Consider the following 14,332-nt stretch of genomic DNA (forward strand, 5'->3'; position numbering starts at 1 on the left):
GAAACGGCGGCGGCACTTTGTTCCCTCTCCTGCGGGAGAGGGCTAGGGAGAGGGTTTGTTGCGGCTGCGGAAAATTCGGTTTGGTCGGCAACCGCTTTGTCTTCTCCCTCGGCGGCGGGAGTAGGTTGCTGTTGGCTCGGAGATTGCAGCCCGCCCAGTTTGAATCCGTATGCCAACGGCGCGACCGTAATCATCAGCGGCTCGTGCGCCGATAAAAAGCCTTGCCAGTCGGATACAGGTTTGGCCTTCAAACCGTTTTGCTGCAAGAAGCCGAGCATGGTTTCGCGCCGTCCCAGACTTTCGGCGCACAGCAAAATCCGTCCGTCAAAGGTCGTCTGAAAATCCTTCAATGCTTGCAAAGGCTCGTCGGACTGGCGGTTGACGGCAAGGTCGGGCAGGGTGTGTTCCTTGCCGGAAACATCGGGCAGCACTTGTCCGTAGTTTTTCAGACGACCTGCGAATACATCGGCAGAGAGATACAAATGCTGTGGAAGCAAAGGCGGATAGGTTTCGTCGCCCTGCGCCATGGCGTAACGCGATTTGACGTCGCTCCAAAAGCGGTTTGCCTCGGCGTGAACATCGCCCAAAGAGACAAACAGCGCATCTTCGCCGATATAGTCAAACAACGTTTCCAGCTCGTTTTCAAAAAACAGCGGCAGATAGTATTCCACGCCCGCGCCGAAGTGGCCGTTGCTGACGGCTTTGTACACGGCGGCATTGTTTGGATTGCCATCGACTTCCTCGCGGAAGCGGCTGCGGAAGATTTTCTGCGCCTCGCTGTCGGTGGGGAACTCGTGCGCCGGCAGCAGGCGGATTTCGGAAACGGGCGAGATGGTGCGCTGCGTTTCGGTATCGAAGGTTTTAATGCTGTCGATTTCATCGTCGAACAAATCGATGCGATAAGGCATTTCGCTGCCCATCGGGAACAAATCGACAATGCCGCCGCGCACGGCAAACTCGCCCGCCGCGACAACATGGGAAACATGGTTGTAGCCAGCATCCACCAAATCGGTTTTCAGACGGCCTATATCCAAAGTCTGCCCGGTTTTCAGCCAAAACGTGCGCCCCGCCAGAAACGGCACGGGCGGCAGCTTCTGCATCGCCGTGGCAACCGGCACAAACAACACGTCCGCCGCGCCGCTCTTAATCTGCCACAACGCCGACAAGCGCTCCGATACCAAATCCTGATGCGGCGAAAAACGCTCGTAAGGCAGCGTTTCCCAGTCCGGCAGGAACACCGCCGTATCATGCGGACGGAAAAACAGCCAGGCCGTCTGAAGGCGTAGCGCCTGTTCCGCATCTTGGGTCAAGACAACCTTGAGCTGCTTATGCGGCAGATATCGCGCCAAAGCCAGCGGTAGCGAGCCTTGCGAAAGATTGAGCCAACGGGATTTTTCACGGGGTTTGGGAATCAGATAGGTCATGACAAAAAACAGTTTGTAATAAGTAAATACAAGAACCATAGGCCGTCTGAAAAATTTTCAGACGGCCTTAGCAATCAAATAAAATGACTGCACCGATGATCCAAGTCAAAAGTTCAGTATTTCCCCATGTTTTTTAGGTTCAATCAATACAGCGAACCGCTTTAAATCTTCTGCTAAACAAGCAACATAGGTTGGGGAATTTAACCACGCTTTAGACTATTTTTTATCTTTGATTTTTGCTTCCAACATTTTAATTTTATCCATCAACCATTTATCCTTCAAAATCTCATTCGATTTTTTATAATAAGTTAACGCTTTTTCATCATCTTGTAGCATACCGAGCCCATATTCATAGAATTCAGCCATCGCAATCAAAGCGTCTTCATGATTTAAGGCAACACCTTTTTTCACATAATAAAGCGCTTGGTCATATTCTTTTTTTCCAACATAATAGTTTGCCAGTTTAAGTATAGCTGAAATATGCTGATTCTCCGCTGCCTTTTCTACCCAATAAAGTATGTTTTTCTCATCTTCTTTTTCGGTATAAACGGCATCGCCTAGTAAATATTGTGCTTCGGCATTATTTTTCTCAGCTGCTTGTAATAAATAGGTTTCAGCCTTATCCAAATCATGCAACTCTTCAAGATAAATTTTTCCTAATTCTTCTAAGGCGACTGCATTACCTTGCTGAGCCGCCAATTCATAGTAATGAATCGCTTTATCTAAATCGACAGGCATTCCATTTAAGCCGTAATAATATTCATTGGCAAGGAATATTACATAATGCAAATCGCCTTTATTTTGTGCCTCTGTCATGGCTTTTAATGCTTCTTGTTTCAGCGTGCGATATTTAGCCTCATTTTTAGCTAACCACCAATTTGCTAAAGCATATTTGGCAATTTCACTCCCTTCAGCCACTGCTTCTTGCGCATATTGAAGAGCCTTATCCCGCTGGCCTTGTTGCAAGAAATTTAATGAAAGGAAAAATTTTGCCTCCAGATTGCCTTTAAGTGCAGCTTGCTCAAAATGCGCATTCGCTTTTTGGCGATCCATGATAGTTGAAAGCCCATATTGATAATCGAATCCTTGCTCGAAATCTTGATTCGCAAGAGATAACAGCTTTTCAGGCTTATTCACTTTTTCACTCAATGAATTAAATAATGTTTTAAACATAGGCGTTTGATTATGCTCTGTTAAATAAACTTTCACATTTTCAGAAAGATTTAGCGATAAATTTAATGCTATTGAAGCAATTATCGTAGCAATTGGGTATGTCATGATTGGTTATGTTGACGGAAGCTAGTACGATCACAAGCGGTCAAATTTCTATTCTATTTTGCAAAATTCTCATGAAATCTAACCGCTCAATTTTCAATTTTACTGGATACAGGTTTAAAAGAGTATAAGGCCTTACAATCAGACGGCCATGCCTGCCAGTTTTCCAATAAATCCGGTTATCACCAATGCCGCAACGCCCCACAGGCACACGCGCAAAACGGCGGGAACGACAGGCGCGCCGCCCAGTTTGGCGGAGACATAACCCAGTAATGCCAGTCCGCACAAAGTGGAAACTGCCAAGGCCGGAACAATGGCACTAGAAGCTGTCAATGCAACCAGTAAAGGCAAAATTGCGCCGGCACAAAATGAAGCGGCAGAAGCCAGCGCGGCCTGCATGGGTTGGGCGGCAGAGGTTTCGGTGATGCCGATTTCGTCGCGGGCATGGGCGGAGAGCGCGTCGTGTTCCATCAATGCTTGCGCGACTTCGGCGGCAAGCGCGTCGGACAAACCGCGGCGGCGGTAAATTTCGGTCAGTTCTGCCAGTTCGGCATCGGGATTGGCTTCCAATTCGTGGCGTTCTTTGTGCAAATCGGCTTTTTCCGTGTCCGACTGGCTGGATACGGAAACGTATTCCCCCGCCGCCATCGAGACTGCGCCCCCGATAAGCGCCGAAACGCCCGTCAACAGCAGGGTTTGGAAATCGGGGGCGGCGGCCGCAACGCCGGTCAGCAGCGAGGCGGTAGAAATCAGGCCGTCGTTCGCGCCCAATACGCTCGCGCGCAGCCAGTTGTTGCGGTTGCTGAAATGGCGTTCGCTGTGTTGTGAATACATAGCAGTGTTCCGGCGGTGTTTTGCGTTATGGTAGCACCGTATCGGTTTATCGGGGCGGCGTAATCATGTGTTTGCACGCTGAAAATCCGTCCACACTTGATAATCATTGTCGCTTAAACGGGTTTGTGGTATAAATCCTAGAAATTTAGCTCTAAACTCTAATAACTGCCGATTAACCGAGAATCATGATGACACACACCGAATCAAGCGCGCAGCCGTCAACTATGGACACGGCTGCTTTTTTAAAGCATATCGAATCCGCATTCTGCCGCATTTTTTCAGACGACCTCAACCTCATGCAATACCTGCCCGAAGACAAATGGCTTGCCTTGAAGCAGGCGGGTTTGCTGTTGCCCTTCCTCGACAAAAAACACGGCGGCCGCAAGGGCAGCCAGTTTGAAATCCAAGAAGTCCTGCGGATTGCGGGGCATTACGGCGTGCCCGTTACCCTACGTACCGGCATCGAAGGCGCACTGGTGTTGCAGCCTCTGCAAGAGTTCGGCGACGAAGCGCAAGTCGAGCAAGGTTTGGGCATGGTTTTCAAAGGCGAGGGCGGCGGTTTGGGCATTACCGAACCCGAAACCTCCGGCGCGGCGATTGCCCGCGAAATGCAGTCCTACTACGAATACATCGACGAACAAACGATTTACGTCAACGCCGCGAAATATTGGCAGGGCAACTCGCAAAGCGACTTTCTCCTCGTCGCCGCCAAAGAGCGCAAAAACGGCAAACTCTCCAAAGTCATCAACCTGTTGCTCGTTCCCAAGCAATACATCCGCTACGAAGCCCTCGCATCCGAAGGCCTGCGCGCCGTCCGTTACGCCGTCAACCGCATTGATGCCGAAATGCCCGCCGCCGCCGTTATGAAACTCTCCCAGAGCGACGCCGCCGGTTTGCGCGCGTTCCAAAACATCTTTATCCGCAGCCGCCTGCAACTGATCGGCATGACGCACGGCATCATGGAATACATCCTTGACAACCTGAACCGATACGTCCGCAACGACATCAAATTTGTCGATTACGAACGCCGCGAAATCCAACGCCGCCATCAGGTTTCCGAGATTCTTTACCGCTACGTCTGCCATTCCGTTTCGCCCGTTGCCCCCGTCGCCCATCAGCTGATGGAGGCAAACATCATCAAAACCCTCGCCACGGAATACACTTACGCCGCCGCCCAAATGTTGCAAAAACTCTTGGGCGCGAAGGGTTTTGAACGCGGACACACCGCCAGCAATATCGCTATCGACATCCGCCCCTTCACCATCTTCGAAGGTCCGAACGATATGCTTTATGCCGAAATTTACGACCAGTTCGTCCGCGCCACCGCCGAAGAAAAAGAAGCAGGCATTAAGTTGGACAAAAACCAAACCCTGCTTGACCGTCTGCAAACCGACGCACGCTTTGCCGCCGTTGCCCGCGATTACACTTTACCCGAAGACATCCGCGGCTTCCTACAGGAACGCACCCTGACCGACGCCTGCGCCTTGCAAAAAGTCTTTATCGGCAAAATCATCGCCCGACTCTTCGTCTTCGTACAGGCGGAACACGAAGACACCGCAGCCTTCCTGTTGAACGACATCCGCAAAGACATATTGGACTGCCGATATTGCGGTTGATGGTTTAAGGCAGAGAGGTCGTCTGAAATCGGTTTTCAGACGACCTCGGGCGGATTTTCATATTTTCAATTCAAAAGCAGCTTCGTTACGAAAATCAAATGAATCAATTGATTTAGTCATGTTTATTGACTTTCAGACGACCTCAAAGCCCATGACCCTCTCCAAACTTCCTCTTTGGCAGACTTCCGAACAAGTCTGCGACATCTTACTTGCGCTGCCGGAAAAGCAGCGCAATCGTGCGTTGTACGAACTCGTTTTCCTTTTTGATCATGAAAACCCGCAAGGTCGGACGGAAGCCGAAAGTCAGCTTGCCGCCCTGCGCCTGCTGTGGCATGACCCGCGTTTTCAAGCTTTGGAAAACATCAAACATTGGCTGCGCGATGTGCTCGGGCTGGACGAGTCAAACGGTTCATGGCTTGCGTTGCAGAGCGACATTGAAACGCTGATGGAAATGCTCCATCCCGAAACCTGCCGCACTTACGGAGAATACGGCGGTATGTTCAAAAGCGCGCAAACGCTCGAACCTTTTGTCGCCCGAATGTTTGAGCGCGATACCGAAGCCTCGCGCAGCATGGCTTGGGACTGTCTGTATTGGAACAAAGAGCTCCGCTGTTTATGCCCCGATTGGGATGAATGGTTGAAAGAAGAAATCCGAAATCTGCATGATAAATACGGCGAAAACAAATAGCCGCCGCAACTGATTCAGGTTGACTGAAAGGTATTTCTGACTTTGAGTGGCTGAAAATCAAACCCGACTGTTTTTTATAGTGGATTAACTAAATCAGGACGAGACGACGAAGCCGCAGACAGTACGGATAGTACGGAACCGATTCACTGGGTGCTTCAGCACCTTAGAGAATCGTTCTCTTTGAGCTTAAGGCGAGGCAACGCCGTCCTGGTTTAAAGTTAACCCACTATATTTTTTCTGCGAATAAGGCTGAGTTAAATCGGAAATTAAACGGCAATTTTGTACGGGAACAAATAGCGAACAATAAAAAGGTCGTCTGAAAATTTCAGACGACCTTTTTTCATTTCATCAACAGCCTAGTGGAATCAATCCAGCTTTTTAAAGTGGCGGCGGCGTTCCAGTTCACTCAGGTAACGCTTACGCAGACGGATGGACTGCGGCGTGATTTCAACGAGTTCGTCATCGTCGATAAACTCGACCGCGCCTTCCAGCGTCAGCTTGATCGGGGTAGTCAGGCGCACGGCTTCGTCGGTGCCGCTGGCGCGGATGTTGGTGAGTTTTTTACCTTTGAGCGGGTTGACCACCAAATCGTTGTCGCGGCTGTGGATGCCGATAATCATGCCTTCGTAGATTTTGTCGTTGGGCGACACGAACATACGGCCTCGGTCTTCCAGATTCCATAAGGCATAAGCGACGGCTTCGCCTTGCTCTTGGGAAATCAGTACGCCGTTGTGGCGGCCGGGCATATCCGGTTTTACAGGCGCGTAGTCGTCAAACACATGGCTCATTAGGCCGACACCGCGCGTCAGGGTCATGAATTCGCCTTGGAAACCGATCAAGCCGCGCGCGGGAATATGGTATTCGAGGCGGGTACGGCCGTTGCCGTCGCTTTCCATATTGGTCAGTTCGCCGCGGCGGCGGCCGAGTTCTTCCATTACCGCGCCTTGGTTTTCGTCCGGTACGTCCACGGTCAGGTTTTCATACGGTTCGCATTTTTGACCGTCGATGTCGCGGTACACGACGCGCGGCTTGCCGACTGCCAGTTCAAAACCTTCGCGGCGCATGTTTTCCAGCAAAATGGTCAGGTGCAGTTCGCCGCGTCCGGATACGCGGAACACGTCGGCATCGGCGGTATCTTCCATGCGCAGGGCGACGTTGGTCAGCAATTCTTTTTGCAGGCGGTCGCGGATTTGGCGGCTGGTCACGAATTTGCCTTCGGTACCCGCCAGCGGGCTGGTGTTTACCATAAAGTCCATGGTCAGCGTCGGTTCGTCCACGCTCAACATCGGCAAACCTTTGGGGTTGTCTTTGTCGGTAATGGTTACACCGATACCGATGTCTTCGATACCGGAAATAATCACGATGTCGCCGGTTTCGGCTTCTTCAAGCGGTACGCGCTCCAAACCTTTGAAACCCAAAAGCTGGTTGATGCGGCCTTGGGCGATTTGTTGATCGTGGTTCATCACGGCAACGACTTGGCCGGGTTTGATACGGCCATTCAGGATGCGGCCGATGCCGAGACGGCCGGTGTAGTTGTCGTAGTCGAGTTGGGAAATTTGCAGTTGCAGCGTTTCGTCCGCGCTGCCGCTCGGTGCGGGAGTGTGTTTTAAGATGGTGTCGAACAGCGGACGCATGTCGTTGCTCTCGTCGGTTTCCTCCAGTTTGGCGAAACCGGAGAGACCGGAAGCATAGACTATCGGGAAGTCCAATTGCTCGTCGGTTGCGCCCAAGTTGTCGAAGAGTTCGAAAGTTTGGTCGATGACCCAGCTCGGACGGGCGGACGGTTTGTCGATTTTATTGATGACGACGATCGGTTTCAGCCCCAAAGCCAAGGCTTTTTTGGTCACGAAACGGGTTTGCGGCATCGGGCCTTCCTGCGCATCCACCAACAATACGACGCAGTCCACCATACCCAAAACGCGCTCCACCTCGCCGCCGAAGTCGGCGTGTCCCGGAGTGTCGACGATGTTGATGTGGTAGCCTTCGTAATCGATGGCGGTGTTTTTGGCGAGGATGGTAATGCCGCGTTCTTTTTCAAGGTCGTTGCTGTCCATCACGCGCTCGTCAACCTGCTGGTTGGCGCGGAATGTACCGGATTGGCGCAGCAGTTGGTCAACTAATGTGGTTTTGCCGTGGTCGACGTGGGCGATGATGGCAATGTTGCGAATTTGTTTCATGGTGATATGTATTTCAAATGATTTTTATCAAAAAGTAACTCGCAATTATATCACGGTTCATCTTATCGGACGGAGGGGTAGTAGATTAAATTTGAATCGGTACGGCGTTTGTCCTGGTTCAACCGTCATTCACTATATGCGTACTGCGGCACAGTTTGACGATAAAAGCATTTGAGAATAATTAATAATAAAATTTGATTGGGTTTTGTAATTTATTTGCTTTTATTTATGGTTAAAGAGTGTAAATGTTTTTGAATGTTGAAATGGATTCTTAATACCAATGGCAACAAATATCTATATAAAACAAGGTATTGAATTTTCAGACGACCTTTTAAGGCTTCTGTTTCTTTTGATAATTGTTTGTATTTTAAATAGAAAATTTGTCAAGCGTCAGGCTTTTTCATACAATTCAGCCATCAAGAAACAACACGCAATGTTTTTTACAGACACTTTACAATTTCAAAGAAAGAGAAAGAATTATGCAAGGCAATCAAGCTGTTATCGATTATATGAACGAACTGTTGTCCGGCGAGCTGGCTGCACGCGATCAATACTTCATCCACTCACGCCTGTACTCCGAATGGGGCTACAACAAACTATTCGAGCGTTTGAATCATGAGATGGAAGAAGAAACTACCCATGCCGAAGACTTCATCCGCCGTATCCTGATGCTGGGCGGTACACCTAAAATGACCCGTGCCGAACTGAACATCGGTACCGACGTGATTTCCTGCCTGAAAGCGGATTTGAACACCGAATACGAAGTGCGCGATGCATTGAAAAAAGGCATCAAACTGTGCGAAGAAGCACAAGACTACGTTACCCGTGATTTGATGATTGCCCAGTTGAAAGACACTGAAGAAGATCACGCGCACTGGCTGGAACAACAACTGCGCCTGATCGAACTCGTCGGCGAAGGCAACTACTACCAAAGCCAACTGTAATTAAGCGTATAAGGAGCTGAAAATGAAAGGCGATCGCTTAGTTATCCGTGAGCTGAACAAAAACTTGGGCTTGCTCTTGGTTACCATCAACCAATATTTCCTTCATGCCCGCATTTTGAAAAACTGGGGCTTTGAAGAATTGGGCGAACATTTCTTCAAACAGTCCATCCGCGAAATGAAATCCGCAGACGATTTAATCGAGCGTATTTTGTTCTTGGAAGGCCTGCCTAACCTGCAAGAATTGGGCAAACTGCTGATCGGCGAATCAACTGAGGAAATCCTGTCCTGCGATTTGACGAAAGAACAGGAAAAACACGATGCCCTCATCGCTGCCATCGCCGTCGCGGAACAACAGCAAGACTACGTCAGCCGTGATTTGTTGGAAAAACAAAAAGACATCAACGAAGAACACATCGACTGGCTCGAAACCCAGCAGGAACTGATCGGCAAAGTCGGTTTGCCGAACTACCTGCAAACAGCGGCGCAAGAGGACTAAAACACAAACCACTGCCAAATATAGCAGTCCCTGCACCCATAAACGGCATATCTTTTCGGATATGCCGTTTTTCTTTTAAGTTTTTTGAGTAAAAGGACCGGTTTTCCTGCCTTGTTAATGGCTGAATATGGAGTGTATATGGTTTTAAAAAAAAAATAAAATCAATTAATATTAATAAGTTATAAATATTTTTGTATTATTTTCCTTGCTGCTCTTGAAATATTTAGAATTTTTGTTTTAAACTGCGGACATTATCTATTCCATTATTTAATGTATTCTGTCATGCAAACAGCGCATCATTCATCTGCTTTCTTCTATTGGTACCACACAAACGTGCGGTACTTTTTTGCGCTTGTCTGAAACAGATTAGAGATAGGGATACGCAAATCAGAGCCGCCTCATTTGAGCGGCTTTTTTGTTACCTGCACATGGCCGCATCAATTGAAATGTGAAATAACCCGCAACTTAATCAGGATTACAGCCATGACCCCGTCCATAAACGCCCAAACAAAAATGCTTCCTTTACACCGCTGCCAAATGATTGTTGACGGCAACAGCCATCACCACACATCAAATATCCAAACTTTGCCGGGCAGCGTAGATACGCTGATCAGCGAGGCATTGATTCCGCAAATCCGTATGGTTGCCACTTTGATTGCAGTGGAAAGACACGATTTTGAAGCAGGCAGCCCTGCTGTCTTTACGGAAGAAGCCGACTTTTTTGCCGCGCGTATCTTGGTATTGGGTGTGCAACGTTTTCATTTGGATATCACGTTGTTGCCTATGCTGAAAACTGCCAACCAACGTGCCCAAGCTTTTGCCAAGCGTCATCATCTTCCATTTACCCCCGCTCAAATGCACATGAGCCTGCATGCCCGTCGCCCTGATAACTTGCTGATTGTTGAAACCGAACACGAAATGGAAAATCATGGCAGCCTGATTGCCAACAGCCTTGCTTTCGCAGCCAAACTTCCCCGCCTGCCTTTGTAAACCATTTTGACGCACTTGATAAAAATCAAATTTGCACCATATACCACGGCAAGGCGCAGTATATTGACGCGCAGTTTGCCGATAACGCTCGGCTTGGACAATACCACTTCAAAAAAGGATAAAAAAATGAAAAAACTCATTGCCTTAGCCGCACTTTCCTCACTTGCTCTTGCCGCCTGCAAAGACAATACCCAAGCCCAGCTTGAACAGCAGCAAAAACAAATCGAAGCGCTTCAGCAGCAACTTGCCCAACAACAAGACAATACGATTTACCAACTCACGCCGGAAGGTGTGAAAGATACTATTCCTGCTGAAGCGCAAGCCAACGGCAACAATGGTCAGCCTGTGACCGGAACAGACGGACAACAATATATTTACGACCAATCCACTGGCAGCTGGCTGCTGCAAAGCTTGGTTGGTACAGCGGCAGGCGCATTCATCGGTAACGCGCTGGCAAACAAATTCACACAAGCGCGTAATCAAAACAGCCCGATTGCCCAACGCGCACGCGCCAATTATTATCAAACCGCGCGTCCTAACAGCCGTACCAGCCAGCAACTCAATACCCGCAGCCTGCCTGCACAACAACAGGCGGCACAACAGCAACGTTACCGCCAAACAACCCAGCAGCCGTCCAACCATCGCCGTCCAATGAGCCGCGGTTTTGGTCGCCGCCGCTAAAGCCATCTGGTTTTTTAAAACGAGTTTCCGATTCGGCAAAGAATGGTTATTAGGAAAGACAATGTATTTGCCGATTAAAACAGATGAAGGTCGTCTGAAAATTCAGACGACCTTTGTTTATCCCTAGCCATAAAATATAGTGGATTAAATTTAAATCAGGACAAGCCGACGAGGCCGCAGACAGTACAGATAGTACGGAACCATTCACTTGGGTGCTTCAGCACCTTAGAGAATCGTTCTCTTTGAGCTTAAGGCGAGGCAACGCCGTACTGGTTTAAAGTTAATCCACTATATAAGATGCCTTCAGTCAATACCCTTTATCAAAAGAAAAAAGGGGGGCATCTACATTTTCAGACGACCTGAGTTTCAAGTAAAATCTACCTCGTCTGAAACACACTCAATCTCTCAGTAAGGAAAACATCATGAGCAACCATCACAAACTCATCATTCTCGGTTCAGGCCCCGCCGGCTACACCGCCGCCGTCTATGCCGCCCGCGCCAACCTCAAACCCGTCATCATCACCGGTGTCGAACAGGGCGGACAACTGATGACCACCACCGAAGTCGACAACTGGCCCGCCGACGCCGAAGGCGTACAAGGCCCGGAACTGATGGCACGCTTCCTTGCCCATGCCGAACGCTTCGGCACCGAAATGATTTTCGACCAAATCCACACCGTCGATTTGCAAAACCGACCCTTCACCCTCAAAGGCGATACGGGCGAATACACTTGCGACGCGCTAATCGTCGCTACCGGTGCATCCGCCAAATATCTGGGGCTGCCCAGCGAAGAAACCTTTGCGGGCAAAGGCGTATCCGCCTGCGCGACCTGCGACGGTTTCTTCTATAAACAACAAGACGTGGCAGTCGTCGGCGGCGGCAATACTGCCGTAGAGGAAGCCCTTTACCTCGCCAATATCGCCAATACCGTTACCCTGATTCACCGCCGCGACAGCTTCCGCGCCGAAAAAATCATGGTGGACAAACTCATGCAGCGCGTTGAAGAAGGCAAAATCATCCTCAAGCTCAACAGCAATCTGGATGAAGTCTTGGGCGACGAAGGCGGCGTTACCGGGGCCCGTCTGAAACACAACGACGGCACTACCGAAGACATCGCCGTCAAAGGCGTGTTCATCGCCATCGGTCATAAGCCCAACACCGACATTTTCAAAGGTCAGCTCGATATGGACGAAACCGGCTACCTGAAAACTAAAGGCGGTACGGGCGACAACGTCGGCGCGACCAATATCGAAGGCGTATGGGCGGCAGGCGACGTCAAAGACCATACCTACCGCCAAGCCATCACCAGCGCAGCCTCAGGTTGCCAAGCCGCACTTGATGCCGAACGCTGGCTCGACCGCCAAGGGTTGTAAAACATCCGAAACGGTTTTCTAAAGCATAAAGGTCGTCTGAACCTTTCAGACGACCTTTTTCACAATATAAAAATACATTATCCATCCAGCCTTATCCCATTTTATGAGCAAACAGCCCAACAGCGCATCCGCAGCCGAAATCCCGCAAGACCAAACCGTCCCGCGCAGCAATACCGACAACGCGCCGCGTTCTGCCATCCATCAGACGCTTTATTCCGCCGATACGTTTGCCCAACACGATTATCTCGCAGGCAAAAAACTGCCCGACATCGCCCGCCCGCAAGCGGGGCAGATTAACTGGCTGCACTTTGTCGGCATCAACAACGCCGCGCTGCTCAAACACGCGCTGGAACCTTACGGCATCCACGAGCTGGTCATCGAAGACATCCTCAGCCGCAAACAGCGCCCCAAAATCGAAGACTACGGCAATTATCTGTTTATCGCCGCGCAGGTTTACCACTACACCGCCGCCGGCAAACTGAATTCCGACCAGGTGTATCTGATTATCGGCAAAGATTTCGTGTTGTCGTTCCAGCAAAAACCGCTGGGACTGTTCAGTCAGTTACGCCGTCAAATGAGCGAAAACCCGCGTGGTATCCTCGGCAAAAACACAGCCTTCCTCGCCTATTGCCTGCTCGACCGCATTGTCGACGACTATTTCATCGTCTTGGAAGAGTACAACAACCGCGTCGAAGCCATAGACAAATCCTTGTTTAAAAACGAAAACAGCGACATTCTCGGTAAAATCCACCGACTCAAGCGAGATGCAGTCCGCCTGCGCCGCACGCTTTTGCCCTTGCGCGATGTCTTCTATCAGCTTGCCGTGCGCGGCGATTTTGCCATTTTCAAAGGCGAGTCCACCGTCTATCTGCGCGACGTGTACGACCATATCATGCAGCTTATCGAATCGCTCGACGCCTCGCGCGACATGGTGTTGAGCATGATGGACATCTACCTTTCCTTCCAGTCCAACCGGATGAACCAGCAAATGCGCGTCCTGACCGTGATCACCATCATCTTCATGCCGCTGACCGTCATCACCGGCATTTACGGCATGAACTTCGACAACATGCCCGAGCTGCATTGGCATTACGGCTATTTTATCGTTTTAGGTGTGATGCTGTGCATCATCGTCGGGTTGCTGATTTTCTTCTCGCGCAGAAAATGGTTATAAACCCATAAAAAATTCCAATTGCCGTATATTCATAGATTAAATACACTCGTTATTAAGGTCGTCTGAAACCATTCAAACCACTCACAGATCGCCCGTTTCAACACAAACATTTATTTCAAAAAGAGGAACATCATGGAACAAGCCCGCCAACTCCCTTCACACGAACTCATCATGTCCGAGCTGATGATGCCGGACACTGCCAATTTCAGTGGCAACGTCCACGGCGGCGAACTTTTGCGCCTGCTCGACCAAGTTGCCTATTCCTGCGCCAGCCGTTACAGCGGTAATTATTGCGTTACCCTGTCTGTCGATAAAGTCTTGTTTAAAGAGCCGATACACGTCGGCGACTTGGTGACTTTTTACTCCAGCGTCAACTACACAGGCAGAACTTCCATGGAAATCGGTATCCGTGTCGAAGCACAAAACATCCGCACCGGCGAAGTGCGCCATACCAATAGCTGCTATTTCACCATGGTCGCGGTTGAAGACGGCAAACCCGTTCCCGTTCCACCGCTGGAAATCACCACCGAACGCCAACGCTGCCGTTACGAAAAAGCTAAAAAACGCAAAGCCTTGAGCCTTCAGACATCGGACGAAACTTCTTGCGGATGCTGAAAACGGACGGATGTAGTGGATTAACTTTAAACCAGTACGGCGTTG

General features: G+C 49.7%; 13 protein-coding genes and 1 pseudogene. 10 read left to right on the forward strand and 4 right to left on the reverse strand.

The genetic code is table 11. The annotated features are described in order from the left end of the window. From HMPREF2572_RS15105 to HMPREF2572_RS09500, 3 genes are all read right to left on the reverse strand, one after another. A partial coding sequence (locus HMPREF2572_RS15105; RefSeq protein ID WP_246827802.1) for a transcription-repair coupling factor family protein occupies positions 1–1,424 on the reverse strand: 1,424 nt, incomplete at its 3' end. 216 nt (positions 1,425–1,640) lie between these two features. Then, on the reverse strand, positions 1,641–2,702 hold the full coding sequence (locus tag HMPREF2572_RS09495) for a tetratricopeptide repeat protein (RefSeq protein WP_210385304.1): 1,062 nt from the start codon (positions 2,700–2,702) through the stop codon (positions 1,641–1,643). Between the two features lie 138 nt (positions 2,703–2,840). After that, positions 2,841–3,533 (reverse strand): VIT1/CCC1 transporter family protein, encoded by a 693-nt coding sequence (locus HMPREF2572_RS09500; RefSeq protein WP_070498020.1) that lies wholly within the window; start codon positions 3,531–3,533, stop codon positions 2,841–2,843. A gap of 188 nt (positions 3,534–3,721) precedes the next feature. On the opposite strand from HMPREF2572_RS09500, the gene HMPREF2572_RS09505 reads away from it, so the two are divergent. Continuing rightward, the gene (locus HMPREF2572_RS09505; RefSeq protein ID WP_148132320.1) at positions 3,722–5,149 is read left to right on the forward strand and encodes an acyl-CoA dehydrogenase family protein; all 1,428 of its coding nucleotides are present in this window, start codon (positions 3,722–3,724) and stop codon (positions 5,147–5,149) included. Between the two features lie 118 nt (positions 5,150–5,267). Then, the gene (locus HMPREF2572_RS09510) at positions 5,268–5,837 is read left to right on the forward strand and encodes a hypothetical protein (RefSeq protein ID WP_070498022.1); all 570 of its coding nucleotides are present in this window, start codon (positions 5,268–5,270) and stop codon (positions 5,835–5,837) included. Positions 5,838–6,202: 365 nt separating this feature from the next. Here HMPREF2572_RS09510 and typA read toward each other — a convergent pair whose 3' ends face one another. After that, on the reverse strand, positions 6,203–8,014 hold the full coding sequence (gene typA, locus HMPREF2572_RS09515) for a translational GTPase TypA (RefSeq protein ID WP_070498024.1): 1,812 nt from the start codon (positions 8,012–8,014) through the stop codon (positions 6,203–6,205). A gap of 479 nt (positions 8,015–8,493) precedes the next feature. Between typA and bfr (HMPREF2572_RS09520) the strand changes: the two genes are divergently transcribed. The 8 genes and pseudogenes from bfr (HMPREF2572_RS09520) (at position 8,494) to HMPREF2572_RS09550 (ending at position 14,287) form a co-directional block, all read left to right on the forward strand. Further along, positions 8,494–8,958, forward strand: coding sequence for a bacterioferritin (gene bfr, locus HMPREF2572_RS09520; protein ID WP_003755417.1), 465 nt, complete (start codon positions 8,494–8,496; stop codon positions 8,956–8,958). Positions 8,959–8,980: 22 nt separating this feature from the next. Then, entirely contained in the window at positions 8,981–9,454 is a 474-nt protein-coding gene (gene bfr / locus HMPREF2572_RS09525) for a bacterioferritin (RefSeq protein ID WP_070498027.1), read from the forward strand. A 483-nt stretch (positions 9,455–9,937) separates the two neighbouring features. Beyond that, on the forward strand, positions 9,938–10,444 hold the full coding sequence (locus tag HMPREF2572_RS09530) for a hypothetical protein (RefSeq protein WP_070498030.1): 507 nt from the start codon (positions 9,938–9,940) through the stop codon (positions 10,442–10,444). Positions 10,445–10,570: 126 nt separating this feature from the next. Then, positions 10,571–11,125 carry a hypothetical protein gene (locus HMPREF2572_RS09535; RefSeq protein ID WP_070498033.1) on the forward strand — a complete coding sequence of 185 codons (555 nt, stop codon included), beginning with the start codon at positions 10,571–10,573 and terminating at the stop codon, positions 11,123–11,125. A 132-nt stretch (positions 11,126–11,257) separates the two neighbouring features. Then, positions 11,258–11,452, forward strand: a pseudogene (locus tag HMPREF2572_RS15110) (hypothetical protein); the annotation flags it as partial. Positions 11,453–11,547: 95 nt separating this feature from the next. Next, a complete protein-coding gene (gene trxB, locus HMPREF2572_RS09540) occupies positions 11,548–12,498 on the forward strand; it encodes a thioredoxin-disulfide reductase (RefSeq protein ID WP_070498036.1) in 951 nt (316 codons plus the stop codon). Positions 12,499–12,601: 103 nt separating this feature from the next. After that, positions 12,602–13,672: a magnesium/cobalt transporter CorA gene (gene corA / locus HMPREF2572_RS09545; protein ID WP_070498040.1), complete on the forward strand. Its 1,071-nt coding sequence runs from the start codon at positions 12,602–12,604 to the stop codon at positions 13,670–13,672. 132 nt (positions 13,673–13,804) lie between these two features. Further along, the gene (locus HMPREF2572_RS09550) at positions 13,805–14,287 is read left to right on the forward strand and encodes an acyl-CoA thioesterase (protein ID WP_070493953.1); all 483 of its coding nucleotides are present in this window, start codon (positions 13,805–13,807) and stop codon (positions 14,285–14,287) included. Positions 14,288–14,332: the final 45 nt, after the last annotated feature.

The sequence above is a fragment of the Neisseria sp. HMSC064E01 genome, from assembly GCF_001808875.1.
GTDB lineage: Bacteria > Pseudomonadota > Gammaproteobacteria > Burkholderiales > Neisseriaceae > Neisseria > Neisseria sicca_A.

Excerpts from the sequence above, each read along its gene's own strand:
- HMPREF2572_RS09495 (WP_210385304.1), bottom strand. The coding sequence starts at position 2,702 with ATGACATACCCAATTGCTACGATAATTGCTTCAATAGCATTAAATTTA.
- HMPREF2572_RS09500 (WP_070498020.1), bottom strand. The coding sequence starts at position 3,533 with ATGTATTCACAACACAGCGAACGCCATTTCAGCAACCGCAACAACTGG.
- HMPREF2572_RS09505 (WP_148132320.1), top strand. The coding sequence starts at position 3,722 with ATGACACACACCGAATCAAGCGCGCAGCCGTCAACTATGGACACGGCT.
- HMPREF2572_RS09510 (WP_070498022.1), top strand. The coding sequence starts at position 5,268 with ATGTTTATTGACTTTCAGACGACCTCAAAGCCCATGACCCTCTCCAAA.
- typA (WP_070498024.1), bottom strand. The coding sequence starts at position 8,014 with ATGAAACAAATTCGCAACATTGCCATCATCGCCCACGTCGACCACGGC.
- bfr (WP_003755417.1), top strand. The coding sequence starts at position 8,494 with ATGCAAGGCAATCAAGCTGTTATCGATTATATGAACGAACTGTTGTCC.
- bfr (WP_070498027.1), top strand. The coding sequence starts at position 8,981 with ATGAAAGGCGATCGCTTAGTTATCCGTGAGCTGAACAAAAACTTGGGC.
- HMPREF2572_RS09530 (WP_070498030.1), top strand. The coding sequence starts at position 9,938 with ATGACCCCGTCCATAAACGCCCAAACAAAAATGCTTCCTTTACACCGC.
- HMPREF2572_RS09535 (WP_070498033.1), top strand. The coding sequence starts at position 10,571 with ATGAAAAAACTCATTGCCTTAGCCGCACTTTCCTCACTTGCTCTTGCC.
- trxB (WP_070498036.1), top strand. The coding sequence starts at position 11,548 with ATGAGCAACCATCACAAACTCATCATTCTCGGTTCAGGCCCCGCCGGC.
- corA (WP_070498040.1), top strand. The coding sequence starts at position 12,602 with ATGAGCAAACAGCCCAACAGCGCATCCGCAGCCGAAATCCCGCAAGAC.
- HMPREF2572_RS09550 (WP_070493953.1), top strand. The coding sequence starts at position 13,805 with ATGGAACAAGCCCGCCAACTCCCTTCACACGAACTCATCATGTCCGAG.